Source organism: Pseudomonas sp. BT76 TE3572, assembly GCF_050435365.1.
Taxonomy (GTDB): Bacteria; Pseudomonadota; Gammaproteobacteria; order Pseudomonadales; family Pseudomonadaceae; genus Aquipseudomonas; species Aquipseudomonas fluorescens_W.
The window spans coordinates 203,646-226,593 of record NZ_JBNDKE010000001.1; the positions used below are offsets into that span (position 1 = coordinate 203,646).

Annotated in this window: 27 protein-coding genes; 14 read left to right on the top strand and 13 right to left on the bottom strand. The window is 59.5% G+C overall.

Annotation, left to right across the window (positions count from 1 at the left end; translation table 11 throughout):
• Window positions 1-93: 93 nt before the first annotated feature.
• The gene (locus tag ABH912_RS00935; protein ID WP_429512983.1) at window positions 94-1,098 is read right to left on the bottom strand and encodes a DMT family transporter; all 1,005 of its coding nucleotides are present in this window, start codon (window positions 1,096-1,098) and stop codon (window positions 94-96) included.
• A gap of 15 nt (window positions 1,099-1,113) precedes the next feature.
• Between ABH912_RS00935 and ABH912_RS00940 the strand changes: the two genes are divergently transcribed.
• The 5 genes from ABH912_RS00940 to ABH912_RS00960 all read left to right on the top strand — a co-directional run bounded on the left by ABH912_RS00940 (window position 1,114) and on the right by ABH912_RS00960 (window position 6,491).
• Window positions 1,114-1,677, top strand: coding sequence for a helix-turn-helix domain-containing protein (locus ABH912_RS00940; protein ID WP_429509324.1), 564 nt, complete (start codon window positions 1,114-1,116; stop codon window positions 1,675-1,677).
• Between the two features lie 155 nt (window positions 1,678-1,832).
• Window positions 1,833-3,035, top strand: a complete 1,203-nt coding sequence (locus ABH912_RS00945) for an SfnB family sulfur acquisition oxidoreductase (RefSeq protein ID WP_429509325.1) — start codon at window positions 1,833-1,835, stop codon at window positions 3,033-3,035.
• Window positions 3,036-3,045: 10 nt separating this feature from the next.
• Window positions 3,046-3,483, top strand: coding sequence for an acyl-CoA dehydrogenase (locus ABH912_RS00950; protein ID WP_429509326.1), 438 nt, complete (start codon window positions 3,046-3,048; stop codon window positions 3,481-3,483).
• Window positions 3,483-4,886, top strand: a complete 1,404-nt coding sequence (locus ABH912_RS00955; protein WP_429509327.1) for an LLM class flavin-dependent oxidoreductase — start codon at window positions 3,483-3,485, stop codon at window positions 4,884-4,886. Before ABH912_RS00950 ends, ABH912_RS00955 begins: the two co-directional genes overlap by 1 nt.
• Before the next feature lie 168 nt (window positions 4,887-5,054).
• Window positions 5,055-6,491 carry an FAD/NAD(P)-binding protein gene (locus ABH912_RS00960; RefSeq protein WP_429509328.1) on the top strand — a complete coding sequence of 479 codons (1,437 nt, stop codon included), beginning with the start codon at window positions 5,055-5,057 and terminating at the stop codon, window positions 6,489-6,491.
• 239 nt (window positions 6,492-6,730) lie between these two features.
• Here the strand turns inward: ABH912_RS00960 and ABH912_RS00965 are convergent, their stop codons facing one another.
• From ABH912_RS00965 to ABH912_RS00980, 4 genes are all read right to left on the bottom strand, one after another.
• Window positions 6,731-6,955 (bottom strand): hypothetical protein, encoded by a 225-nt coding sequence (locus ABH912_RS00965; RefSeq protein ID WP_033057668.1) that lies wholly within the window; start codon window positions 6,953-6,955, stop codon window positions 6,731-6,733.
• Window positions 6,956-7,062: 107 nt separating this feature from the next.
• Window positions 7,063-7,203, bottom strand: coding sequence for a hypothetical protein (locus ABH912_RS00970; RefSeq protein ID WP_231670545.1), 141 nt, complete (start codon window positions 7,201-7,203; stop codon window positions 7,063-7,065).
• An 84-nt stretch (window positions 7,204-7,287) separates the two neighbouring features.
• Window positions 7,288-7,590 carry a phage infection protein gene (locus tag ABH912_RS00975; RefSeq protein ID WP_282478929.1) on the bottom strand — a complete coding sequence of 101 codons (303 nt, stop codon included), beginning with the start codon at window positions 7,588-7,590 and terminating at the stop codon, window positions 7,288-7,290.
• A gap of 197 nt (window positions 7,591-7,787) precedes the next feature.
• Window positions 7,788-8,528 (bottom strand): response regulator, encoded by a 741-nt coding sequence (locus ABH912_RS00980; RefSeq protein WP_033057672.1) that lies wholly within the window; start codon window positions 8,526-8,528, stop codon window positions 7,788-7,790.
• Window positions 8,529-8,712: 184 nt separating this feature from the next.
• On the opposite strand from ABH912_RS00980, the gene ABH912_RS00985 reads away from it, so the two are divergent.
• The gene (locus ABH912_RS00985) at window positions 8,713-8,976 is read left to right on the top strand and encodes a DUF2790 domain-containing protein (RefSeq protein WP_429509329.1); all 264 of its coding nucleotides are present in this window, start codon (window positions 8,713-8,715) and stop codon (window positions 8,974-8,976) included.
• A 57-nt stretch (window positions 8,977-9,033) separates the two neighbouring features.
• Window positions 9,034-10,095 carry an alpha/beta fold hydrolase gene (locus ABH912_RS00990; protein ID WP_429509330.1) on the top strand — a complete coding sequence of 354 codons (1,062 nt, stop codon included), beginning with the start codon at window positions 9,034-9,036 and terminating at the stop codon, window positions 10,093-10,095.
• A 60-nt stretch (window positions 10,096-10,155) separates the two neighbouring features.
• Here the strand turns inward: ABH912_RS00990 and ppnN are convergent, their stop codons facing one another.
• On the bottom strand, window positions 10,156-11,529 hold the full coding sequence (ppnN, locus tag ABH912_RS00995; protein ID WP_033057677.1) for a nucleotide 5'-monophosphate nucleosidase PpnN: 1,374 nt from the start codon (window positions 11,527-11,529) through the stop codon (window positions 10,156-10,158).
• Between the two features lie 211 nt (window positions 11,530-11,740).
• Between ppnN and ABH912_RS01000 the strand changes: the two genes are divergently transcribed.
• From ABH912_RS01000 to ABH912_RS01010, 3 genes are all read left to right on the top strand, one after another.
• Window positions 11,741-12,268 (top strand): DUF3087 domain-containing protein, encoded by a 528-nt coding sequence (locus ABH912_RS01000; RefSeq protein ID WP_429509331.1) that lies wholly within the window; start codon window positions 11,741-11,743, stop codon window positions 12,266-12,268.
• A gap of 112 nt (window positions 12,269-12,380) precedes the next feature.
• Window positions 12,381-12,797 carry a hypothetical protein gene (locus ABH912_RS01005; protein WP_156363922.1) on the top strand — a complete coding sequence of 139 codons (417 nt, stop codon included), beginning with the start codon at window positions 12,381-12,383 and terminating at the stop codon, window positions 12,795-12,797.
• Between the two features lie 799 nt (window positions 12,798-13,596).
• A complete protein-coding gene (locus ABH912_RS01010; protein WP_429509332.1) occupies window positions 13,597-15,174 on the top strand; it encodes a sensor domain-containing diguanylate cyclase in 1,578 nt (525 codons plus the stop codon).
• A gap of 2 nt (window positions 15,175-15,176) precedes the next feature.
• On the opposite strand, the gene ABH912_RS01015 is transcribed toward ABH912_RS01010, so the two are convergent.
• The 4 genes from ABH912_RS01015 to ABH912_RS01030 all read right to left on the bottom strand — a co-directional run bounded on the left by ABH912_RS01015 (window position 15,177) and on the right by ABH912_RS01030 (window position 18,644).
• A complete protein-coding gene (locus tag ABH912_RS01015; protein ID WP_429509333.1) occupies window positions 15,177-16,094 on the bottom strand; it encodes a LysR family transcriptional regulator in 918 nt (305 codons plus the stop codon).
• Between the two features lie 21 nt (window positions 16,095-16,115).
• Window positions 16,116-16,490: a DUF2784 domain-containing protein gene (locus ABH912_RS01020; protein WP_033057685.1), complete on the bottom strand. Its 375-nt coding sequence runs from the start codon at window positions 16,488-16,490 to the stop codon at window positions 16,116-16,118.
• A gap of 60 nt (window positions 16,491-16,550) precedes the next feature.
• Window positions 16,551-17,426, bottom strand: coding sequence for a 4-hydroxy-tetrahydrodipicolinate synthase (gene dapA / locus ABH912_RS01025; RefSeq protein ID WP_429509334.1), 876 nt, complete (start codon window positions 17,424-17,426; stop codon window positions 16,551-16,553).
• A 282-nt stretch (window positions 17,427-17,708) separates the two neighbouring features.
• Window positions 17,709-18,644, bottom strand: coding sequence for a diguanylate cyclase domain-containing protein (locus ABH912_RS01030; protein WP_429509335.1), 936 nt, complete (start codon window positions 18,642-18,644; stop codon window positions 17,709-17,711).
• Window positions 18,645-18,831: 187 nt separating this feature from the next.
• Here ABH912_RS01030 and ABH912_RS01035 point away from each other — a divergent pair, with 187 nt between their 5' ends.
• The 3 genes from ABH912_RS01035 to ABH912_RS01045 are packed head-to-tail and all read left to right on the top strand — an operon-like array spanning window position 18,832 to window position 20,060.
• Window positions 18,832-19,530: an AzlC family ABC transporter permease gene (locus tag ABH912_RS01035; protein WP_008157336.1), complete on the top strand. Its 699-nt coding sequence runs from the start codon at window positions 18,832-18,834 to the stop codon at window positions 19,528-19,530.
• Window positions 19,530-19,841 (top strand): AzlD domain-containing protein, encoded by a 312-nt coding sequence (locus ABH912_RS01040; protein ID WP_165353329.1) that lies wholly within the window; start codon window positions 19,530-19,532, stop codon window positions 19,839-19,841. The genes ABH912_RS01035 and ABH912_RS01040 overlap by 1 nt, the downstream gene beginning before the upstream one ends.
• A gap of 60 nt (window positions 19,842-19,901) precedes the next feature.
• Complete coding sequence (locus ABH912_RS01045) at window positions 19,902-20,060, top strand: hypothetical protein (RefSeq protein ID WP_185753122.1); 159 nt, start codon at window positions 19,902-19,904, stop codon at window positions 20,058-20,060.
• A 64-nt stretch (window positions 20,061-20,124) separates the two neighbouring features.
• Here the strand turns inward: ABH912_RS01045 and ABH912_RS01050 are convergent, their stop codons facing one another.
• The 3 genes from ABH912_RS01050 to ABH912_RS01060 form a co-directional block, all read right to left on the bottom strand.
• Entirely contained in the window at window positions 20,125-20,352 is a 228-nt protein-coding gene (locus tag ABH912_RS01050) for a DUF6555 family protein (RefSeq protein WP_046053490.1), read from the bottom strand.
• A gap of 91 nt (window positions 20,353-20,443) precedes the next feature.
• On the bottom strand, window positions 20,444-20,716 hold the full coding sequence (locus ABH912_RS01055; RefSeq protein ID WP_429509336.1) for a hypothetical protein: 273 nt from the start codon (window positions 20,714-20,716) through the stop codon (window positions 20,444-20,446).
• 256 nt (window positions 20,717-20,972) lie between these two features.
• The gene (locus ABH912_RS01060) at window positions 20,973-21,653 is read right to left on the bottom strand and encodes an SOS response-associated peptidase (protein ID WP_033057694.1); all 681 of its coding nucleotides are present in this window, start codon (window positions 21,651-21,653) and stop codon (window positions 20,973-20,975) included.
• Between the two features lie 324 nt (window positions 21,654-21,977).
• Here ABH912_RS01060 and ABH912_RS01065 point away from each other — a divergent pair, with 324 nt between their 5' ends.
• Window positions 21,978-22,925 carry an ABC transporter substrate-binding protein gene (locus ABH912_RS01065; protein ID WP_008157325.1) on the top strand — a complete coding sequence of 316 codons (948 nt, stop codon included), beginning with the start codon at window positions 21,978-21,980 and terminating at the stop codon, window positions 22,923-22,925.
• Window positions 22,926-22,948: the final 23 nt, after the last annotated feature.

Below are 22,948 nucleotides of genomic sequence, written 5' to 3' on the forward strand. Positions count from 1 at the left end.
TGTGGTTGTACACAAAACTCATGTACACCTTCAGACCCTGTGGGAGCGGGCTTGCCCGCGATGGCTTCCTATCAAACACCGCAGAATGGCGGCTTATCGCTGTGTTTCCCGCTCCAACTCTTCTTCAGCCGCAGCAGCCTTACCCTTGGTCTTCAACTCACTGACAATCACCGCCGCCACAATCAACCCCGCACCCACCAGCGCAATTGCCGGCAACCGCTCCCCGGCGATCCGCCCGACAATCCCGGCCCACACTGGCTCACCGGCATAAATCAAGGTCGCCCGGGTCGGCGAAACACTCTTCTGCGCCCAGTTCATCGCCACTTGAATCGCCGCACTGGCCGCGCCAAGGCCCAACGCGCTGCATAACAGCAGCCAGGAGAAGTCCGGAATCCTTTCCTGAGTCGGCACCACCATCAAAAACGCCAGCGCGGAGGTGACCGCCAATTGCACCACCGTCACCCGCCGCACATCGACCTGGCCGGCATAGGTGCTGATCAAAATAATTTCTGCCGCAATCGCCACGGCGCTGATCAACGTGGCGATTTCACCCGGGCTGAAATTGAACGAAGCACCGGCCGGTCCCGACAGCAGCATCAACCCGGTAAACGCCAGCATGATCCCGATGCTCGGCATCAACCCCGGACGCCGTCCCAGCACCAGCCATTGCAGCAAGGGCACGAAGGGCACGTACAACGCGGTAATAAACGCCGACTGACTGCTGGGAATGCTCTGCAATCCGACGGTCTGCAAACCATAACCGAGCATGATCGCCACGCCGATAAAGGCCCCGGCCTTGAGTTCGAACAGCGTCAGCTCCCGCAGGTGTCGCCAGGAAAACAGCGCAACAATGATCGCTGCGGCGGCAAAGCGCAGGCCGACGAAGAACATCGGTCCGCTGACCGTCATCGCGTGCTGCACCAGCAAGAAGGTGCCGCCCCAGACCATGGTGATCAGCACCAGCACGCACTCGGCCTTGCTGAACCGCGAGAAACGGGGGGAAGTGTGAGGGGTATTCACCGACGTCATGACCTTGCGCGCTACCTGAGGGGGACGCACAATGCGCCGAATGTTGCGCAGTATACTGCCCAACCCCATCAAGTGAGCAATATAGTGCACAAAGATTCTACCCAGCGGGCTTCGGTCCTCCAGCACGTCAGCCTAAACGTTCGACGCTTGCGCCACGCCGCCGACATGAGCCAGGCGACGCTGGCGGAAAAATCCGGGGTCAGCCGCCGGATGCTGGTGGCCATCGAGGCCGGCGAGAAGAACGTCAGCCTGATCACCCTCGACCGCGTGGCCGAAGCGTTGGACGTCGCGTTCAGCGACCTGATCCAGGCCCCGGATGCCCGCGACCCGAGTCGCATCAACGAAGTGGCCTGGGCCGGGACGATTCCTGGCAGCAAAGCCGTTTTACTGTCCAAAGCCACCGCCACCCGTGAGGTGGAACAGTGGGAATGGTGCCTGCAACCGGGGGAAATCTACCCGTCGCAACCGGATGCTGAAGGTTGGAGTGAACAGATCTATGTGTTCGAAGGCTGCCTGACGCTGATGCTGGGCGATACACCGCATGAGGTCGCTGCCGGCGAGTTCTACATGTTCGCCAGCAACCAGCCCCACGCCTATCGCAACGATGGGGCGGTGGCGGCGCGGTTTGTGCGAAATGTGGTGATCTAACTGTTTGCGGATCAACACTGGATAGACACTTTGCTGATTTAAAGCGGCGAGCCTTTCTCGGATAATTCTTTAACCTATTGAAAATAAAGTGATTTAGTTTCAGGCACGACTCCTGCAAAAGCTCTGGTGCATTCACCAGATCCCGGAGTCGGCCCATGACAGCCTCTGCCCAACCCCTTCGCACCGCCCATGTGATCCGCTCGGACGCCGAAGCCATCGCCGTCGCCCACAAGCTCGCCGCACGCTTCGCCATCGAGGCCAGCGTGCGGGATCGCGAGCGACGCTTGCCGGTCGCCGAGCTCGACGAGTTCTCCGCCAGCGGCCTCTGGGGCATCACCGTTCCCAAGGCATACGGTGGCGCCGGCGTTTCCTACGTGACCGTCGCTGAGGTGATCAAGATCATTTCCGCCGCCGATTCGTCCCTCGGCCAGATCCCGCAAAACCACCTCGGCGTGCTCGACATCCTGCTGCAAACCGCCACCGAAGAGCAGAAGCGTTACTACTTCGGCAAAGTCCTGCAGGGTTACCGTTTCGGCAACGCCTTCTCCGAATCCAAAAGCAAAAATGCCGGGGCCTTCGAAACCCGTATCCGCTTCGATAAAGACACCGCGCAGATTGATGGCGAAAAGTTCTACTGCACCGGCGCCTTGTTCGCGCACATCGTGCCAGCGGTGGCGGTCAATGAAGAGAACAAGGCTTTCATCGCCTTCATCGAGCGTGACACTCCCGGCTTGACCGTTATCGACAGCTGGGACGGTTTCGGCCAGCGCACCACGGCCAGCGGCGGTGTCACCCTGAACGCGGTGAAGGTTCCGCTCAGCGCTGTGATCCCGGCTCACAAGGCCTTTGACGAACCCACCGCCGACGGCCCGATTTCACAAATCATTCAGGCGGCCGTGGACACCGGCATTGCCGTCGGCGCCCTGGAAGAAACCAAACGCTACGCGCGCGAAGCCCGGCCCTGGATCGACAGCGGGCAGGATCACGGCTGGCAGGACCCGTTCAGCATCGCTGCGATCGGCGACCTCGAATGGCGGGTCCACGGCACCGAAGCGATCCTCAAAAAGTCCGGTCGCGCAATCGACCATGCCTTGCTCAACCCCAACGAAGACACAGTTGCCCGCGCCTCGGTGGTGGTTGCCCAGGCCAAAGTGCTGTCCGCCGAGATCGCCTTGCTTGCCAGCAGCAAACTCTTCGAACTGGCCGGTACTCGCTCGGTGCTCGGCAAATACAACCTCGACCGTCACTGGCGCAACGCCCGGACGCACACCCTGCACGATCCGGCACGCTGGAAATACCACCTGATCGGCAACTACCTGCTCAACGGCGTGAAGCCTGCGCGCCACGCCTGGAACTGAGGAGCCCACCATGAACGCTTTGACTCAACCGATTGTTGCCGGGCAGCCCCTGGCCAAAAGTCAGCATGATTTGCACAACGCTCGCAGCGTGCTTGATGCGACGTTGCGTTTCGTCCGGCAGCAGGCCCAAGCCACGGATGACCCTTACGTCATCAGCCGCTTCGGCGATTTGCACATCCGCATCGAAGTCGCCGCCGCGCTGCTCGAACGCGCCGAAGACTTTCTGAACCGCGTTGATGACGACACGGAAATCAGCGTCGCCATCGCCGAGTCGCACCTGGCCAGCGTCGACGCTTTAAATGCTGTCAGCAACGCCGAATTCGAACTCACCGGCCAACGCACTGTGTTGCCCGGATCGCTGCATGATCCGTTGCACCGCAAACTCCACCTCATCGGCAACTTCCGCCTCAACGGCATCCACCCCCCAAGCTTCAGGAGTGCTGTTTGATGGGCCGAGAAATTCGTCTCAACGCGTTTGACATGAACTGCGTCGGTCACCAGTCGCCGGGTTTATGGGCGCATCCACGAGATCGCTCCTGGCAGTACAAGGATCTGGAGTACTGGACCGATCTGGCGAAAATCCTCGAGCGCGGCAAGTTCGACGGTTTGTTCATTGCCGACGTGTTGGGCATCTACGACGTCTACAACGGCAATGGTGACGCGGCGATCCGTCAGGCGGCGCAGGTGCCGGTCAACGACCCACTGCAATTGATTCCGCCGATGGCGCTGGTCACCGAGCATCTGGGGTTCGGCCTGACCGCCTCGCTGTCGTTCGAACACCCGTATCCGTTCGCCCGACGCCTGTCGACGCTCGATCACCTGACCAAGGGCCGTGCCGGCTGGAACATCGTCACTTCTTACCTGGAAAGCGGTGCGAAGAACCTCGGCCAGAAAAACCAGACCGAACACGACGCCCGTTACGACTTCGCCGAAGAGTACCTGGAGGTTTGCTACAAACTGTGGGAAGGCAGTTGGGAAGAGGGCGCGATTCTGCGGGATCGCGAGCGGCGGATCTTCAGCGACCCAAGCAAAATCCACGAAATCCGGCACGTCGGTAAGCACTTCCAGGTACCGGGCATTCACCTCTGCGAACCTTCGCCACAACGCACACCGGTGCTCTATCAGGCTGGCGCATCGAGTCGCGGCAAGCAGTTTGCCGCCGAGCATGCCGAGTGTGTGTTCGTTGCTGCTCCGTCGAAAGTGCTGCTGAAGAAAACCGTTGCCGACATCCGTCGTCGTGCTGCCGAAGCCGGACGCGATCCGTCGAAAGTTCTGATCTTCAACCTGCAAACCGTGATCCTCGGCGAGACCGACGCCAAGGCCAAAGCCAAGTTCGAGGAATACAAAACCTGGGTCAGTTATGAGGGCGCGATGGCGTTGATCTCTGGCTGGACCGGGATCGATTTCAGCCAGTTCAAACCGGATGAACCGCTCAAGCATGTGCACACCAACGCCATTCAATCGGCGGTGGAAGCGTTCTCCACGGCGGACCCGAACAAGGTCTGGACCCCTAACGAACTGGCTGACTGGGTGGGCATCGGCGGTTTTGGCCCGTTGTTTGTCGGCAGCCCGGAGACCGTCGCCGACTTGCTGCAGGATTGGGTCGAGGAAACCGATGTGGATGGCTTTAACCTGGCCTATGCACTGACCCACGAAACCTTCATCGACGCCGTGGAGTTGCTGGTGCCGGAGTTGCAGAAACGTGGGGTCTACAAAACCGAATACGCGCGGGGGACCTTGCGCGAGAAGTTGTTCGGTGAAGGGCCGCGATTGCCGGGCATTCATCCGGGCGCGAGTTACCGAGACCTGGCGGCGTTGCGGCAGCAGGAGAAGAAAGTGGTCGCCTATTGATGATCGTTTCCACGTTCTGCGTGCGAACGAGCAGGATCAGAGGCAAGCGTTGCAAGTCAGCGGTATTGCTCTGTCCTACTTTGGTATTGCTTGATGAACCTTCATGGGTTTGGCGCCTATTATCGTCCAGGAGATTTTCGAGATGAAACATTGATCAGTGAGAACGCCATGACTGAAACCCAAAGCGGACAGGCCACCGACGCCATTCGCCACGCGGACATCCTGATCGTCGGCGGCGGCCTCAGCGGTGCAATGTTGGCGGCGCAGTTGCTGCGCCTGCCGGGCAAACGCCAAGTGCTGGTGATCGAACCCCGCGCCGAACTGGGACGGGGTGAGGCGTACAGCGCGGTCGAGTTGGGCCATACGCTCAACGGCAATGCGGCGCGGATGAGCGTCGACCCGGACAACGCCGACGACCTGACCCAATGGCTGACCGAGTACATCGCGGCCGGCGGTTGGCCGGAGTCTGATGAGCAACATGTGCCGGTGAGCGAATTGTTCCCGCCACGGGGGATTTTCGGTTTGTACGTGCAGCAGCGCCTGGCGGAAGCGCAAGCGGTGGGGGTGGTGAACGGGTCAACGGTCGAGCATGTGCGGGCCGAGGTGGTTGACCTGCAAACCCGGGACGATTCTGTGTTGCTGACGTTGAGCGACGGGCAACACTTGCAGGGCGCTTATGCAGTGTTGGCCACGGGGATGTTCCCCGCCGCGCGTACCCCACAGACCGAATCCAGCGGCTTGAACGCCGCCGCGCTTGACCCGTGGGACGTCGCGGCGATGCAGCAACTCGATCCGCAGTCGACCGTGCTGATCATCGGTTCGGGCCTGACCATGGTCGATGCCGTGGTGTCGCTGGAACAGGCCGGGCATCGCGGGCCGATCGAAGTGTTCTCCCGACATGGCTTGCTGCCTCATGTGCGTCGTCAGCCACCGGCCTGGGCAGATTTTCTCGCCGAGGATCAGAGCCTTCGCACACCGCGACAGCTGGTGCGCGAACTGCGTCGGCATTGCCGGGACGCGATCGCTCAAGGCATCGACTGGCAGGCGCCGCTCGACACCGTGCGGGCGCACATTGGCCGCTTGTGGAATCAGGCGACGGACGTGCAGCGTCGGCAGTTCGTGCGGCATGTGCGGCCGTGGTGGGAAAGTCATCACCACCGCTCGCCGCCGTTGAGTGCCGAACTGGTAGAGCGATTGCACAAGGAAGGGCGGTTGCGGATTCAGGCGGCGTCGTTCAAAGGGCTGGAGCCTTCAGCGGACGGCGCAGTGAGCATCCGCATCCGGCGTCGCGGTGAAGCAGAAACCACCGTTGTCAGCGGCGCGGCGTTGATCAATTCCAGCGGCATCGAATACGACTGGCGCCGGGTCGCCCGACCGCTGCCACAGCAACTGCTGGCACGCGGACTAGTCCGGCCGGGGCCGTTGGCGTTGGGGATTGCGGCAGCAGTCGATGGCGCGGTGTTGGGCGCCGATGAACACGTCGCCAGCCGTCTGTTCGCCATGGGCCCACCGTTGCGCGGCATGTGGTGGGAAAGCACGGCAGTGACTGACGTCGCGAGCCAGGCCAAGGCGCTTGCCGCTCGCCTGACAATAACGCCCCTGTAGCAACTGCCGAGCCTGCGAGGCTGCGTTCGATCGCGCAGCGGTCGTAAAACCTGAGTGCACGATCTGGCTGAAAAAACGTATCACCTGATTCTGCGACCGCTGCGCGCTCGAACGCAGCCTCGCAGGCTCGGCAGCTGCTACAGATATCTCGAGCCTGTATTTCAACATTAAAGACAAGAAACCCCGGGGAGATCGGATCTCCCCGGGGTTTCTTGTTTCAAGCAGAGCAAATCCGTTGATCAATAACGCTGATACTTCGAACCGAACTCAGGGCGGTTTTCAGCGACGTAGAGTTTGCTCGCCTGACTGTCTTTGTGATCAACGCCGACGGTGTTCACGTTCAGTGTGGCCGGTTGGCTGACTTTGGCCGTGGCAACGATCTGCGAGGTGGCGTGAGGGGCAGCGATGGCGGAGGTGGCGCCAAGAACCGAAAGGGCAAATCCAAGACCTATGATGCTTTTCATGAGGGTGCTCCAGAGCGTGGGGAGAAGATGTGGCCACTGTAGTGCTGGAGCATCGCGATGAAAAAACACCCTGACGCATAGTTGTAATCGAGAGCGTTGATCCATTGTCAGCGGGGTGTGTTGTCGCTGAGCCAGCGCTGCTTGAGTTGTTCCAGACGCCCATCGCGGTTCATCTCGTCCAGCACCTGTTGCCGGCGTGCGGGAAAATGCAGGGCTGATAACTTCGCTTGAACGGTGTACTTACCCATGAAACACCCCATCAGTTGTGTCCAACTTTTGGGTGCAGACCCGAGCGTGGGAACGATCAATCTCTGCCGCTGTGTAGATCTCTTTCAATACCGCTGATATTTCGAGCCGAACTCGGCGCGGTTTTCCGCCACGACCACACCGCCGCGTACCGCATTGCTCGGGCTGACCGATGCCACACGTTCGCGCAGTTCTTGCAGACGGTCGGCACCGCCTTCGGCCACGCGATTCTCGATCAGACGATCGGAGCCGCCTTCCACCAGCAGTTGTTGAACCTGGCCAGGGGACGCCGCATTGCCGGTGTGGGCCGACGCCAGGCTCGACAGGCCGAGACCACCAACCAGTGCCAGACCGAGTGCCAGGGACGAGACTTTCGAGAAGTTGAACATGGGTAATTCTCCGTGCGTTTAGTTTGAGTGGGTCGGTAGCTGCTGCTATCCGGTGATCACAGTTAAACGCTCGGGTGTATCGGTGATGTGTGCTCGAACAAGCCGAAGTCGGTGTCTGCGTATCTGTCGCCGGTTCTTATACAGACGGATACAAAGCCCTATGAAAAAGTCCCCTCAGGTTCGGCTGGGAGAGCGCTTCATGATTCTGCACCGAGCAATTCCACCGGGTAGGAGAACACATAGCCTTCGCTGCGTACGGTTTTGATGTAGGTCGAGTCCCGTGAGTCATCCATCAATCGCTGGCGCAGACGGCTTACCAGCAAATCAATCGAGCGGTCGAACAGGTCGGCGTCGCGACCCTGGGTCAGGTTGAGCAGCTGGTCACGGCTGAGCACCCGTTGCGGGTGATCGAGGAACACCCGCAACAGACGGTATTCGGCGCCACTGAGGGCTACCATCGTGCCGTCTTCGTCGAGCAAGTGCCGGGCGGTGGTGTCCAGGCGCCAGCGACCAAAACCCAGCAATCGGCCCGTTTCGGTGATCAGCAGGTTGGGCGGCAGCATCCGGGTGCGGCGCAACACGGCGTTGATCCGCGCCAGCAGTTCGCGGGCGGCGAAGGGTTTGGTCAGGTAGTCGTCGGCGCCCATTTCCAGGCCGAGGATGCGATCGGTTTCGTCGTTGCGTGCGGTGAGCATCAGGATCGGCGTGGCTTTGTGTTTGCCCGAGCGCAATTCGCGGCACAGCAGCAGGCCGTCATCGCCGGGCATCATGATGTCCAGCACGATCAGGTCCACCTGATTGGTTTCCAGAAAACTGCGCATCTGCCGGCCATCGGCAACCACCGTGGTGCGAAGGCCGTTTTTCTTCAGGTAATTGCCGACCAGTTCGCGAATCTCCCGGTCGTCGTCGACGATCAGGATGTGGTTCACATGTTCCATCGCTCAAGCCTCTTGTTATTCGCTTTGTATCGCACTGTATCTGGCGCCCTTTTGGACACCTTACGCCTTAATACGCCTGGTTTTACGACACATGGCAGATACCTCGGGCCGATTAAATGGGTTCCATCGAGACAAGACGACTTGCCTCGCAACCACCGCCCATTGCAACCCTGAGGAAATCACCATGAACTGGAACAAACTGATTGCCGCCAGCTTCTTCGCGGTCCTGAACGTTGCAGCGTTTTCGGCCCATGCCGATGTTCAAGCGCCGTCGCAGACAACTTCTCACGGCACCCACCTGGATATCAAGAAAGTGGTTTCCGTCGTCGACAACGGCAGCGGCAATTGCGGCATTGTCGATGCCCGCCTGACCTACCTCGATTCCAGCGGCACGCAGAAAGTCCTCGATTACAGCAAATTCGCAGAGTGCGGCAATCAGGGCGGCTGATCTTTCCACTACGCTTATCGTCCAGAACACCCGGTCAATGACTTCCAGGGAATCACCATGAAGATGAATGTGTTGAGCAAAAAAAATGACTCACGTCGTCGTTTCTTTGGCCCATCGGTCCTCGCTTTCGCGCTGATGCAGTTAGGTGCCCTTGGTGCAGCCAATGCGCAAGCCGCGACGCCAGAGCCCGTGGTGGCCAGCGCCGGCACCCTCAAGTCGGACTCGTTTGGTCCGCTGAAGCATGTCAACGCCGGGTTGCTGAGTGTGGCTTACGCCGAAGTCGGCCCCGCCGATGGTCCGGTGGTGATCCTTCTGCACGGCTGGCCCTACGACATTCACAGCTATAGCGAAGTGGCGCCCTTGTTGGCAGCCAAGGGTTACCGGGTGCTGATCCCGTATGCACGGGGCTACGGCGACACGCATTTCCTGTCAGACAAGACTGTTCGCAACGGCCAGCCCGCCGCGTTGGCCAGTGATGTCATCGACTTTATGGATGCGCTCAAGATCAAGAAGGCAGTGCTCGGTGGCTACGACTGGGGCGCGCGCTCGGCGGACATCGTCTCGGCGCTCTGGCCGGAGCGGGTGGAGGCGCTGGTTTCGGTGAGCGGCTACCTCATCGGCAATCAGGCCGCCGGCAAGAATCCGCTATCGCCCAAGGCAGAGTTGCAATGGTGGTACCAGTTCTACTTCGCTACCGAACGTGGCCAGGCCGGTTACGAAAAAAATCGCCATGACTTCGCCAAGTTGATCTGGGAGCTGGCATCGCCGAAATGGACTTTCGACGACGCGACTTTCGATCGCAGTGCCGCCGCCCTGGAAAACCCTGACCACGTCGCTATCACTATCTTCAACTATCGCTGGCGGTTGGGCATGATTCAGGGCGAACCTCAATATGAAGCGCTGGAGCAGCGGCTGGCCAAGGCTCCGGTCATTACGGTGCCGACCATCACCATGGAAGGGGATGCCAACGGGGCGCCGCATCCGGCTCCCGAGGATTATGCCAAGCGCTTCACCGGCAAATATGAGTTCCGACTCATCAACGGCGGCATCGGCCACAACTTGCCGCAGGAAGATCCGCAGGCCTTTGCCAAGGCAGTGATCGACGCGGATCACCTCTGAGCATGAGTACCGCGAGATCGTTCCCACGCGGGAGCGCGGGAATGATCTTTATTAGTTTTGTTACGCAACCACTTGATAACACGGCACATACGCCGCGCCGCCCGGCAGTTTCATCCGGTGCTGGGCGACGAAGGCTTTGAGCAGTTGATCCAACGGTTGCATCACCGCCGCATCGCCACGGATCTGGTATGGCCCGTGCTCTTCGATCAGGCGGATGCCCTTGTCCTTGACGTTGCCGGCGACGATGCCGGAGAACGCGCGGCGCAGGTTGGCGGCCAGTTCGTGGGCCGGCAGGTTGCGGCTCAGTTTCAGGTTGGCCATGTTTTCGTGGGTTGGATCGAACGGGCGCTGGAAGCCTTCGTCGATCTTCAGCAGCCAGTTGAAATGGAACGCGTCATTGCGCTCGCGGCGGAACTGTTTGACTGCCTTGAGACCTTGGGTCATATGACGCGCGACTTCAGCCGGGTCGTCGATGATGATCTCGTAGTGTTGTTTCGCAGCTTCACCCAAGGTGGCGCCGACAAACGCGTCCAGTTGCTCCAGATACGGCGCGGCGTGTTTCGGCCCGGTGAGGACTACGGGGAAGGGCAGGCCGGCGTTGTCCGGGTGCATCAGGATGCCGAGCAGGTACAGGAACTCTTCGGCCGTGCCGGCACCGCCCGGGAAAATGATGATGCCGTGGCCGACGCGGACGAAGGCTTCCAGACGTTTTTCGATGTCCGGCAGGATCACCAGTTCGTTGACGATCGGGTTCGGCGCTTCGGCGGCGATGATGCCCGGCTCAGTCAGGCCGAGGTAGCGGCCGCCGTGGATACGCTGTTTGGCGTGGGCGATGGTCGCGCCTTTCATCGGGCCTTTCATTACGCCAGGACCGCAACCGGTGCAGATGTCGAGGCTGCGCAGGCCCAGTTCGTGGCCGACTTTCTTGGTGTATTTGTATTCTTCGGTGTTGATCGAGTGGCCGCCCCAGCACACCACGATCTTCGGCTCGACGCCGGGGCGCAGGGTGCGGGCGTTGCGCAGCAGGTGGAACACGTAGTCGCTGATGCCCTGTGAGGTGCTCAGGTCGATGCGTTGGGCGTCGAGTTCGTTTTCGGTGTAGACGATGTCGCGCAGGGCGCTGAAGAGCATTTCGCGGGTGCTGGCGATCATTTCGCCATCAACGAAGGCATCGGCCGGGGCGTTCAGCAGTTCGAGGCGTACGCCGCGGTCCTGCTGGTGAATGCGGATTTCGAAGTCCTTGTAGGCTTCGAGGATGGTCTTTGCGTTATCGACATGGGCGCCGGTATTGAGGATGGCCAGGGCGCACTGGCGGAATAAGGTGTAGGTGCTGCCGGATCCGGCTTCGCTCAGTTGCTGTACTTCACGTTGAGAAAGGGTTTCCAGGCTGCCTTTTGGGCTGACCGAGGCGTTGATTACTTGTCGTTGGGTCATTCAATGATCCTTAAAACGATGCCACTCATACAGGCAAATGGCATCCGAATAGTATGTATCCATGAAAGAAGATGGCACGAACTGCGCTGTATCGCCATTTCCCCGTTTGACGATGAAAAGATGAAAAGGAGCCCCAGCATAGCTAAATCCCCTGCAGAGGCGATAATGCCCCGCAGCCTTTTTACCCATGCCCTCAAGGAACCCCGTCGCGATGTTCGAAATCCAGCCGCAGAACCCCGAACGCTATCGAAGCCAGACGCGACGCAGCACGATAATCATAGCCTTGATTTTCCTGGCCCTGGCGATGGTGTTGTCGACCACGGCGGTGGCGCTGTTCGGTGAACCCGGTGGCGACAATCTGCGATTCAACGTCGGCGGCGTGTTTGTGTCGGTGCTGCTGATGGTCGCGCTGATGCGCGGCACGTTCTGGACCCAGCCATGGATGGCCCCGGCGGTTTACGGCTGGCGGCTCAAGCGCAGCCTGATGAGCATCACCAACGTCATGCATCAGGTGACGGCGGCGGTGGAAAAGGGTGATCCGACGGCCATGAAGCTGCTGCGTTTCTACCATCTGGGGTTGAGCCAGATGCACGAACTGGACGGCAACTCCAGTGATCACAGCCAATTGACCCGCGAGATGGATCAGCACAAGGCTCGGATGGAAGCGCTGGGCATCGAGACGGATCAGACGCAATTGAATCCGGCCTGGATCGAGGCCGTGAAGCAGACGTCGAAGTAACACAATGGTGTGGGCGAAATCCGCAGCATTGGCTGTAGGGTTTCGGGGACGTGGCAATTAGGCTGAACCTTCATGTCCCGTACGGGAGCCTGACGCTGGCAAGGAAACGCTTATGTCCCTGAAACACACGCTTCACCCGATCCTGATCTTCGCCGCCATCCTCGGCGTGGCCATGGCCGCCAACGGCGTGTTCATGCTGATCAATCCCTCGCTGTGGTACACCGCGGTACCCGGCGTGGAACGCACTGGTCTGTTCAATCAGCATTTCATCCGGGATATCGGTTTGCTCTACGTGGCGATTGGCGCCGCGTTCATCGGCGGCAGCGTGAGCCCGATCTACCGGGTTCTGCTCTGGGCCTCGGCGACAACCTGGCTGACGGCACACGCGCTGTTTCACTTCTGGGAAGTGGCGGCCGGGATCTGCGGGCCCGAGGTCCTGTGGGTGGATTTTCCGGCGGTCACGCTGCCGTCGATTATCGGGATTGGCCTGACGTTTTGGGCGTGGAAGAGGGCGAGTAGCCCTTCTTAAACCCGTAGACGCAGGTTTTCTTGAACCACGTTAAGGTGGCCGACCTGTCTTTTTTTTTGTGTACATATCCGTTTCTGCGGTCACGGCGGCTGGCGGTTTCGCTTTTACAGCGAGTCACTTTGGAAAAGCCCCAAAGTAACCAAAGGGCTCCTGCCCCTTTCGATCGGTGCCTCGCTGTGGCTCGGCATGCCCTCGCTCCGGTCCTGCTCCGTGGGCCCGCCGCCATCGGCCATCCATGGCCGGGGGCGGCTAACCCGGCATCCTTGCCGGGTTGCCCACTGCGCAGAACCTCCACTCGGCCTCTCGAGGGGGCGGTGGATCAAGATCAAAAGCGGCAGGCGAGCTAACGCTCGGCCTGTTGAGTGGTGAGGGGCGCGCGTACACCGCCTTCCCCCCTGTAGGAGCTGTCGAGTGAAACGAGGCTGCGATCTTTTGATCTTGCTGTGGCTGTGGCTGTGGTTGTTGCCGCTGCTTTGGCTTCAGATCTGCCGCCCCTTTCCCAGAGGCCGAACGACAGGGGCAAGAACCCTTTGGTTACTTTGGGGCTTTTCCAAAGTGACCCGCCGTAAGGGCGGAACCAATAGCCGCCGTTACCGAAGAAACGGATATGCCCCCCAACCTTAAGTGAACAGCATTACGCCGTTTGTCGAGACAGCCGAGCGAATACTTCTCGCGTAGATCAACCTATCGGGTGTTTGATGAGGCATAGTCGCCTGGCACCAGGCGGCTCATACCCGTCAGGGGTCAGAAAAAGGGCGAACGGGAAGATTCGCCCTGTGATCAGGATTCAGGGAGCGTCATGGGTCATCCATCCGTTAACAATCGAATTGAACAATCCCGCCATGACGTGCCTTGGGTCGCCGAGGAGGGCGGGGCAGCGATCAAGGTTCGCTCTGTGGTGCTTCTGCTGGTCGCGGTGTGCCTGTCCATGACGGCTATCGTGATTTGGGAAGCCTGGAACTCGCGCCAGTACCATCTGCATGACAAGGAAGTGGCGATGTCCAACCTTGCGCAGACCTTGGCTTCGCAGGCGCAGGCTTCGATCAAACAGGCCGATACGCTGCTGTTTACGGTGGTGGATCGCCTCGAAAACGACGGTATGGACCAGGCCCGGCTGCCCGAACTGGAGCGATTGCTCAGGGTCCTGCGCAGTGAGTTGAGCCAACTCCATGGCTTGTTCGTGTATGACGAAAAAGGTCGGTGGATCGCCAATTCCAATGGCGCCGTCGTGCCCAATGCGAACAATGCCGACCGTAAATACTTCATCTTCCACCGTGATCATCCTGATCGTGGGCCTCACATTGGTCCGCCGATCAAGAGCCGTTCGAGTGGTGAATGGATCATAACGGTTTCCCGCCGTATCAATCATCCGGATGGCAGCTTTGCCGGCGTAGCGCTGGCAACCATCTATCTCAGCCATTTCCTTGCGCTCTACAACAGCATCGACATGGGGGGTAACGGCGTGATCAACCTGATTGCCGCTGACGCCACGATCGTCGTTCGCCGGCCGTTCAAAGAAGCTGAAATCGGCCTCAGCGTTGCCAAGGGACCGCTGTTTACGCAACTGTTGCCCAAGGGCAATTCGGGCACGGCAACGGTCCCCTCCTATGTGGATGGCGTCGAGCGGGTGGTCGGATTTCGCAGGGTCGACGGTTATCCGCTGATCATCTTCGCTGCGCTGAATAAAGATGAGGTCCTGGCCACCTGGCGTAAGGAGGTACTGCTGAGTGCCGGGATCTTCTCGTTATTCCTGGGGTTTCTGGGCGTACTCGGTTATCGCCTCATTCGCCTCATGACGCAGCAGAATCACGTGCAGAGCGTATTGCTGGATGCGCAGGAAAAACTGATCGAGGTCAATCACAGTCTAGAGTTGCTGGCGCTGGAGGATGCGCTGACCGGGCTGTCCAATCGGCGTCAGTTCGATCTGTTCATCCTTGCCGAAATGGGTCGCGCCAGGCGCAACCAGACCCACCTCGCGCTGCTGATGATCGATGTCGATCACTTCAAGAGCTTCAATGATCTTTACGGCCATGTGGCCGGCGATGAGTGTTTGCGCAACATCAGCACGATCATCAGGGACAACATCAAGCGCCCCGGCGACCTGGCTGCCCGCTATGGCGGCGAAGAGTTTGCGGTGGTCCTGCCCGGGACCGACTATGTGGGGGCGTTTCTGGTGGCGGAAAAAATGCGTCGCGCGGTTCAACAGGCCGGCATCGAGCACAGTGAAGGTGCTGAGGGCACGGTGACGGTCAGCCTGGGCGTCGCCGCTTATGATCCGGCGTCCCAGACTCAGCCCGATGACTTGGTGGGGGCGGCCGACAAGGCGCTGTACGTGGCCAAGGCCAGCGGTCGGAACATGAGCGTCATTGCCAACTGAATTCAAACAAACCGGTCACTGCCCTGAACCAGCTTGGTGGACAGGTACGATTGCTTGAGTTTTTCCAGCCACCAGCCCAGGGCGCGGCCGTCGTGATCGCCACGCCAGCCGGCATACAAAATGTTCGGCTCACGGGGATCGGCCATCTGTTTTTCAACCAGCGTGCCGTTTTTCAGTAGCGAGCCGACCCGATGTTTCGGTAACCAACCCACGCCCAACCCGTCACACTGGGCGAGAATCTTGGCGCGCATGGTCGGAACGGCAAGCACTGGTTGGCCGCCGGAGACACCGTAAGTGCTGCCCTCGGTCGCTCTGGATGAATCGGCCACGACAATCGCCCGATGCTGCGCAACCATGGCGCGTGAAATCGGCTCCTCGGCCTTGGCCAGCGGATGTTTGGGCGACACCGCGAACACCCATTCCATTTCCCCCAGTTGCATCCAGCGCAAGGAGGGGATGGCCGGTGGTTCGTTGGTGGCGCCGATGATCAAGTCCGCGCGGCCTTCACGCAGGGCTTCCCAAACACCTTTGAGGACTTCCTGAGTGATGCGCAACGGCACGCCGGATTCCAGCGCATCGAACTCGTGAATCACCGGGATCAACGCTTCGAATTCGAGCAACTCATCGGTGACGATCCATAGCCGGCTCTCCCAGCCATTGGCCACTTGCTGCACCCGCTGGGTCAGCCGCGAGACGTCCTGCAACAGTCGCGCCGCCTCGTTTACCAGCAACTCACCTGCCGGGGTCAGCTGCAAGCGGTAGCGACGACGGTCGAACAGCAAGGCATCAAAACGTTCCTCCAGTTGCCGCGCCGCGTAGGACACCGTCGAGGGCGCCTTGCCCAAGTGGGCCGCGGCCCGCGACAGGCTGCCGGTTTCGCGGATGGCTTCCAGCAAGGTCAGATCTTCAATCGATAACATGGGCGCAATCCTTAATCGGGTTCAAGTGGCCCGACGTAACTTCCACAGCCTGATCAACCGAAGGTAGACCAGTACGTTGATCGCCAGCACCACGCTGCCCAGTCCCAGTTGAATTGCCGGTGTCAGGCCCGCCGGGTAAATGACCGGCCACACGTAATGGTCGATGAAGCCGCCGCTATAACCGGTTTGCCCGGCCGCATCGCGCATGAGGTTTTCCCACTGCGTCAGCGGGCAGGTCAGGTGGAAGACTTCCACCGACACGCCCCATACAGCCGCAGGCAGGTGCCACCAGATCAGGGCGCGCCATTTGAGCACCAGCAGCCCGCCGAACAGCACGAACAGAATGAACAACAGGTGGAACAGGACCAGCCCGTCGGCGGCGATTCGGTAAAGCATGTCGACTCCCTGACGCGTTATGCGAATGGCTCCATGGTACTCGGGCTGGTTGCTGGCGCTCTATCGATTGTTGCTGTTCAACGCCGCCAGCACTTCCTTCAGACGCATCGCCATGGCTTCGCTGCTGCGTAGCATCGGCGCGCGCAGTTCGTCGTCGATCAAGCCTTCAAGGGCCAGGGCGGTTTTCACCGGGGCGGGATTGGGCTCGATGAACAGGCTGTGAATCAGCGGCAGCAGTTGGAAGAATGTCGCTCGACCCGCCGCTAACCGGTTGTCGCGGATCTGTTGATACAACGCCACGAACAGCTCCGGGTGAACATGCGCCGAAGCGGCAATCGCGCCTTTGGCACCCAGGCACAAGGCGCTGAAGATCTGGTTGTCTTCGCCGCACAGCACGTCGACCTTGCCACTGCCTAGCAGTGCCAGGGTGTTGGCCTGATTGCCGCCGCAATCCTTGATCGCGACGATTCGCTCATGGGCGACGATGTTGAGCAGGGTTGCCTGCTCGAACGCCACACCGGTGCGGTAAGGGATGTCGTAAAGAATCAGCGGAACGCTGGAGGCATCGGCAACGGTTTGGTAAAACGCTTCGAGGCCTGCCTGGGAAGGGCGGATGTAATACGGCGGCGGGACCAGTAAACCGGCCAGCGGACGTTTCAGGATCTCGCTCTGAAATTGCAGCAGCTCGGTCATATTGTTGCCGGCCAGGCCCATGACCACCCGTTCCGCCGGCACCTGCGCCAGCACCGCATCGAGCACCGCCAGTTGCTCGTGTTTGCTCAGTGCCGCCGCTTCCGCGGTGGTGCCGCAGACCACAACGCCATCGATGCCTTTTTCCAGCAGATGACTGACCAGCCGGTGCAAGCCGACGAAATCGATCGCACCGTTGCGAAACGGTGTAACGAGAGGGACCCAGATACCTTGAAACGATGACATGCACTTACTCCTGAAGGTTGACCGATTTCGTCACCGTCAGAAGCGTAGAAGGCAGAAAGCAAGGGAGGGTGTCCGTCGCGCTCAATGTCCTGTCAGCTCATCTGACGGGACAGCGCGCCCCGGTCACATGAGCGACTGTTTCTTCGATTTGAGGGCGTGCGCAACGCAACCTTGCGCCTTGGCATTCAAGCCAATGACGACAGTGTTGAGGTTGAAGATTGCGGACATACTTGCTTACACCCTGAATGAGGCGCTCAGTTTTAAAAGCCGACGCGATTTTTGTCAATCGCGAAAATCAGCGAACTCCGCACGCATCCTGCCGTTGTGCTTGGCCTTGTAGAGCAATTTGTCGACCTGTTCGACGAATTCCAGTGCGTTCGCGTGCAGCGTTGCAGTCGTGGTACCGACCCCCAGGCTCAAGCTCAGCAACTGAGAAACCGCGGAAAATGCGTGGGGGATTTGCTGTTGGCGAATCAGGTGCAGGCATTTGTTTGCCACCAGCCTTGCGGATTCGGCATCGGTTTCCGGCAGCAGCCAGACGAACTCTTCACCGCCGATCCGCGCGATGAAATCCCGTGGCCGGTTGGCGGCCAGGGACAAGGTCTGAGCGACGCGCCGCAAGCATTCGTCACCCTTGATGTGTCCGTAGTGGTCGTTGAATTGTTTGAAGTAGTCAATATCCAGGATCAGCAGCGACAGCGCCGATCCCGTGCGTTGAGCGCTGCTCCATTCCCGCTCCAGCACGGTGTCGAACATGCGTCGGTTGGCGATGCCGGTCAGCCCGTCCTGGAATGAATATTCTTCGAGTTGCTTTTGCAGGCGACTCAGGTGTTCCTCGGTTTTCTTGCGCTCGCTGATGTCGAACATGAAGCCCACCAGCGCTTCCACTTCACCGTCCTTGCGCACCACGTGCACCACATCGCGAATCCACACGTAGTCGCCGTTGTGGGTGAGTGCCCGATAGTCCGCCTCGTGATCCACGCCAGCCCGCGATTGCGACACGCAGAACTCCACCACGTAGTCGCGATCATCCGGGTGCATGCGCTCGACCCAGTCATTGACCCCCACCCAACTGTCCTGTTTCCAGCCCAGCAAACGCTCGATCTGTGGACCGATATAGCTGAAGGTCATGGTTTTCCAGTCGATCCGCCATGGGATTGCTTTGGTCGACTCGAGCAGGGTTTTGTAGACGTCGCTGTCGGTTTCGAGTGAACTCATGAAGGGCCAGGCCTCAAGGAAAAATGCAGCGCCATCATGTTGCTACTATTGTAGTGAATCAAGCGTGCAGCCGATGAGTGGAACAAGTTTCGCGGCACAAGTTCGCGGCACAAGTGCGCAAGATTGTTCAAGCCTTCGGCCATGACTGCTGGCACAGTCTGAGGTCTTTCCCTGGTTGTCGAGCGTTATGTCCAATTCACTCATGCCGCGCAGTGCCTTTCTTCGCGGTGCTGCGGCGATCATGCCGTTGTCCCTGGCCACCGCGCCCTGGGGGCTGCTGGCCGGCTCCATGGCCATCGAGGCCAATCTCACGCCCCTGCAAGGCCAGGGGTTGTCGAGCATCGTGTTTGCCGGGGCGGCGCAACTGGTGGCGATCGGCATGCTCAAGGGCGGTGCCGGGATTTTTTCGATTCTGCTGACGACGCTGCTGCTGACTTCCCAGCATTTGCTCTACGGCATGAGCATGCGTTCGGTGATTTCGCCGTTGCCGGGTCGCTGGCGTGTGGGGTTGGGCTTTTTACTCACCGATGAGCTGTTCGCCCTGACCAGTGCGCATGACAAACAACAGTTCAACCGCTGGTACGCGTTGGGTGTCGGCCTGACGTTTTACATCGCCTGGAACCTCTTCACCCTGGCCGGCATCGTGCTGGGCAGCAGCATTCCGGGGCTCGAACATCTGGGACTGGACTTCTCCATCGCGGCGACCTTTATTGCCCTGATCACCCCGGTGGTGCGGAACGTGCCGACCGTGGTGTGCGTGGCGGTGTCGCTGTTCTGCTCGGTGCTGTTCAGCTACTGGCAATGGGGCTCGGCGCTGGTGCTGTCGGGGTTGGCGGGCATGACCGCAGGCTTTATCTGCAACAAATTCTACGGTGGACGCACATGATGGTCTGGGCAGTTATTTTCGGCATGGGGCTATTGGTGTTCCTCAACCGCTATGTATTCCTTGAGCCGCGGCTGCCCGTGCGTTTGAGCAGCAATGCGCGGCAGTTCCTGGGTTTTGCGGTGCCGGGCATGCTGACGGCGATCTGTGGGCCAATCGTGTTCATGCCGGACAAACAGCTGAATCTGCAGTGGGACAACCCGTACCTGATCAGTTCGCTGGTGGCGGTGGGGCTGGTGCTTTACACCCGCAATACCTTGCTCAGTATGTTGTTGAGCATGGGGTTCTTCTTTTTGCTGCGTTGGTGGCTCTAAGTCGTTCCCGTCGAAACTGTTCTACGCTTAAAGGGGACCCCTACAGGAAGAGAGGTGAGCATGGCTAATGATCCAAAGCGTCCGGACCCGGATGAAGAGCTGGATGAACCCACGGAAGAGGAAATCGAGCGGCAGAGGCGTTCGACGCCGGACTGGAAGCACCCCGACGACGGTAAAGAGCTGTCAGATCGCGACCAGGAGCGTCCGCTGAAACCTTGACCGCACTGCCTATACAAAAAAGCCCCGCTATCAAAGCGGGGCTTTTCATTGGGCGAGTATTAAATCAGATCGCTTCATTCCATCGAATGTGCGTAATGCCTAATTGCTGCGCTTCGATGCGCGCGGTTTCGAGGTTGGCGTGTGCGGCGATTTGACGATCGGAGTCGGGATAAGCATGGGCGGAAGCCGAATGTATTGCCTCCACATCCGAGAACTGTTCAGCCAGTTTGAAAAAGTGCTGTCGAACGCCGTCGAACATATAGTGCACAGCATAGGGGACGAGTTTGCTCATAAATTCCTCCTTGGGCCGAGCCTCAGTTATTGAGAGTGATTGGATGTCGGGTTCGTTCAGTTCGTTGACTGAATGAACCCGGCCCATCAACTCAAACGTCTTCCAGCAGCAGAAAATCGGGGTGGGAGGCCCGATAACCCAAAGTCTTGTCGATCCAGGCGTTCAGCTCGTTGACCATGACCGGAGGTTTGCCTGGATAGCGTTCGAGGGTTGTACGCAGGAGGTTGCCGATAGTGGCAATTGAATGCAGGTTGCGGGTCGTTATGTATTGCCCGATAAAACAGTCGAGTGGGTAATGTTCTGTCTTCGAAAGATAAACACACGCCAGACTATCGACTTGATTAATTGTGAAATCGTCGCGCAATTTGATTCTCTGCAAGGCTTGTTGTTGTAAGGATTTCCTTGGTTTATTGACTCTTTGGTCAATTGCGGGGTGCCGAAGGGAACGCGGCGCGCATGCTATCCATAGTTATTCTGAATGTATCGAAGTGTCGGACCGGCGGTTGCTCGATTAAATCACAAATAAAAGCAACGTGTTTCCTGGGTGAAACAACCTGTGTAACGTTCAAGTGATCAATAGGTATATATAACTGCTGTTTATTATCTTTGTATTGATACGTTTATGGCATTTCATCAATCAGTGCAGCGCCTTGATTTCTTGAATTGCCCACTGCTTTGTCCACCTTGTACCACTCGAAAACCTCGCTGACTTCACCCTGCAACAGCGCCATCTGCTCAGCGCGTTCTCTGGGGGTGGCCGGGTCAAGCCATTCCCGCGCCAGCGGCGCAGACAACACCACGGGACGCCGGTCATGAATGTCGAGCATGCCGCCCGCACTGTCGGCGGTGATGATCACAAAACCGTCGTCGGCCCGCGGCTCACCACCCGGGCCGGGAAACTGTCCGATCGCCGCGCATAAAATCGGCGCCCGGTCCCGTCGGCGGATGAGCCACGGTTGCCTCGTCGAATCCCCGGCATCGACCCATTCGAACCAGTTGTCGATCGGCACGATCGCACGGTGCGGCCAGATCGCCCGGAAGAACGGGCCGTGGGCGACTTTTTCGACCCGTGCGTTGATCGGTGCCGCCCGATCCTTGGCCCAGTGCGGCCGCCATCCCCAGCGCTGAAAGTCGGCGTGCAGGCCGTTACTCTCCAGATGCAGGAGGGCGAGTTGCGTGGTGGGCGCCGCGTTGTAGCGGGCCAACGGTTCATCACCGACGTGGTTGATCAACGCGTCGGGGATGCTCAGCACCGCGACAAAGTCGTGAATGCCACGGTATTGCGACAGGCGTCCGCACATAGGCCGATTCTCTGATTGAAGAGCTCCGATTTAAGCGCTCCGATTGAAGAGCACTGGCTGGAGATTTCAGCTTAGTTGCTCAGATCACCTGGGCGCGCTGCAACTCGGTCAACGCTTTGGGCAGGGCTTGAGCAAAACCGCGGAGGCCGACTGCGTCGACACCGGAATCGGGGCAGGGAAATGTTCAGGGAAAAACAGTCTGTTTAGTCGCTGTTGCTGGGCAAACACTGTTCGCTGCGGGTCATGAGCTTATGCATAAATCGAATTTAAGAAGCTCGTTGTAAGAGCGTTATGGTCTATCCAATAACCCTCAAGGAGCTCCCGATGAACCTGTCTCGATTCGTGCGCAGTTTGCTGACCAGCGCACTGTTCGCCGCACCGCTGGCTTACGCCGCCGAGCCCGTCGTCCTGCACGTCGGTGATCAGAACTACTACAACGTTCGCGCTTCAGTGGAGGCGTCGGGCGTACTGAAAGACGCGCCGTATACCGTCGACTGGAAGCACTTCCAGGCCGCCGCCCCATTGGCCGAAGCGCTGAATACGGGTGCGCTGGATCTGGGTTTTCTCGGCGATTCGGGGTTTCTGTTCCTCGCCGCCAAGCAGGCGCCGGTGAAACTGATCGGCGTGTCGCGGCAGAACCCCGACACCATCGCCTTGCTGGTGCCCAAGGATTCGCCGGTTAAAACCATCGCCGACCTGAAGGGTAAGAAAGTCGCTTATTGGCCCGGTGCCTGGAGCCAGCAACTGACCCTGCGCGCCCTGGAAAAAGCCGATCTGCCGGAAGACTATGTCGACTTCATCAAACTGATGCCGATCGATGCCGCCGCCGCGTTGCCTCAGGGCAGCATCGACGCGTTCCCGGTCTGGGAACCCTACATCTCCCAGCAGATTCTGTTCTCCGGCGCCCGGCCGATCCTCACCGCCAAGAACCTGATGCCCGGCCTGAGCGCCATCGCCGCCTCGACACCGTCGATCGACAGTAAACGCGAAGCCATTGCCGACTTTCTGGTGCGCTTGAAAAAGGCCCGGGCCTGGGTCGACAACCACACCGACGAGTACGCCGATCTCTGGGCGAAGAAAGCCAACCTTGACCAGAATGTCTCACGCCATTGGTTGCGTCAGGCCCACATGACCGTCGGCCCGGTGGATGCGCAGGCTGCCAAGGATCTGCAAAGCACCGCGGACTTCCTGTTCAAGGTAAAAGCGCTGCCGGCTGCGTTGGCGACTGCGCCGATTATCGACAGCTCGTTTCAACAGGCGTTTGCCCAGTAACCCACGATGCCGGGGAGCACTGG

Bases quoted from the DNA above. Each gene is read 5' to 3' on its own strand.
- ABH912_RS01050 (WP_046053490.1), bottom strand. From the start codon at position 20,352: ATGAGCAAACTCGTCCCCTATGCTGTGCACTATATGTTCGACGGCGTT.
- ABH912_RS00935 (WP_429512983.1), bottom strand. From the start codon at position 1,098: ATGGGGTTGGGCAGTATACTGCGCAACATTCGGCGCATTGTGCGTCCC.
- ABH912_RS01035 (WP_008157336.1), top strand. From the start codon at position 18,832: ATGTCCAATTCACTCATGCCGCGCAGTGCCTTTCTTCGCGGTGCTGCG.
- ABH912_RS01030 (WP_429509335.1), bottom strand. From the start codon at position 18,644: ATGAGTTCACTCGAAACCGACAGCGACGTCTACAAAACCCTGCTCGAG.
- ABH912_RS00960 (WP_429509328.1), top strand. From the start codon at position 5,055: ATGACTGAAACCCAAAGCGGACAGGCCACCGACGCCATTCGCCACGCG.
- ABH912_RS00985 (WP_429509329.1), top strand. From the start codon at position 8,713: ATGAACTGGAACAAACTGATTGCCGCCAGCTTCTTCGCGGTCCTGAAC.
- ABH912_RS01045 (WP_185753122.1), top strand. From the start codon at position 19,902: ATGGCTAATGATCCAAAGCGTCCGGACCCGGATGAAGAGCTGGATGAA.
- ABH912_RS01040 (WP_165353329.1), top strand. From the start codon at position 19,530: ATGGTCTGGGCAGTTATTTTCGGCATGGGGCTATTGGTGTTCCTCAAC.
- ppnN (WP_033057677.1), bottom strand. From the start codon at position 11,529: ATGACCCAACGACAAGTAATCAACGCCTCGGTCAGCCCAAAAGGCAGC.
- ABH912_RS01020 (WP_033057685.1), bottom strand. From the start codon at position 16,490: ATGCTTTACCGAATCGCCGCCGACGGGCTGGTCCTGTTCCACCTGTTG.
- ABH912_RS01060 (WP_033057694.1), bottom strand. From the start codon at position 21,653: ATGTGCGGACGCCTGTCGCAATACCGTGGCATTCACGACTTTGTCGCG.
- ABH912_RS00955 (WP_429509327.1), top strand. From the start codon at position 3,483: ATGGGCCGAGAAATTCGTCTCAACGCGTTTGACATGAACTGCGTCGGT.
- ABH912_RS00965 (WP_033057668.1), bottom strand. From the start codon at position 6,955: ATGAAAAGCATCATAGGTCTTGGATTTGCCCTTTCGGTTCTTGGCGCC.
- ABH912_RS01015 (WP_429509333.1), bottom strand. From the start codon at position 16,094: ATGTTATCGATTGAAGATCTGACCTTGCTGGAAGCCATCCGCGAAACC.
- ABH912_RS00970 (WP_231670545.1), bottom strand. From the start codon at position 7,203: ATGGGTAAGTACACCGTTCAAGCGAAGTTATCAGCCCTGCATTTTCCC.
- ABH912_RS00990 (WP_429509330.1), top strand. From the start codon at position 9,034: ATGAAGATGAATGTGTTGAGCAAAAAAAATGACTCACGTCGTCGTTTC.
- ABH912_RS01010 (WP_429509332.1), top strand. From the start codon at position 13,597: ATGGGTCATCCATCCGTTAACAATCGAATTGAACAATCCCGCCATGAC.
- ABH912_RS01005 (WP_156363922.1), top strand. From the start codon at position 12,381: ATGTCCCTGAAACACACGCTTCACCCGATCCTGATCTTCGCCGCCATC.
- ABH912_RS00975 (WP_282478929.1), bottom strand. From the start codon at position 7,590: ATGTTCAACTTCTCGAAAGTCTCGTCCCTGGCACTCGGTCTGGCACTG.
- ABH912_RS01000 (WP_429509331.1), top strand. From the start codon at position 11,741: ATGTTCGAAATCCAGCCGCAGAACCCCGAACGCTATCGAAGCCAGACG.
- ABH912_RS00950 (WP_429509326.1), top strand. From the start codon at position 3,046: ATGAACGCTTTGACTCAACCGATTGTTGCCGGGCAGCCCCTGGCCAAA.
- dapA (WP_429509334.1), bottom strand. From the start codon at position 17,426: ATGTCATCGTTTCAAGGTATCTGGGTCCCTCTCGTTACACCGTTTCGC.
- ABH912_RS00980 (WP_033057672.1), bottom strand. From the start codon at position 8,528: ATGGAACATGTGAACCACATCCTGATCGTCGACGACGACCGGGAGATT.
- ABH912_RS00945 (WP_429509325.1), top strand. From the start codon at position 1,833: ATGACAGCCTCTGCCCAACCCCTTCGCACCGCCCATGTGATCCGCTCG.
- ABH912_RS01065 (WP_008157325.1), top strand. From the start codon at position 21,978: ATGAACCTGTCTCGATTCGTGCGCAGTTTGCTGACCAGCGCACTGTTC.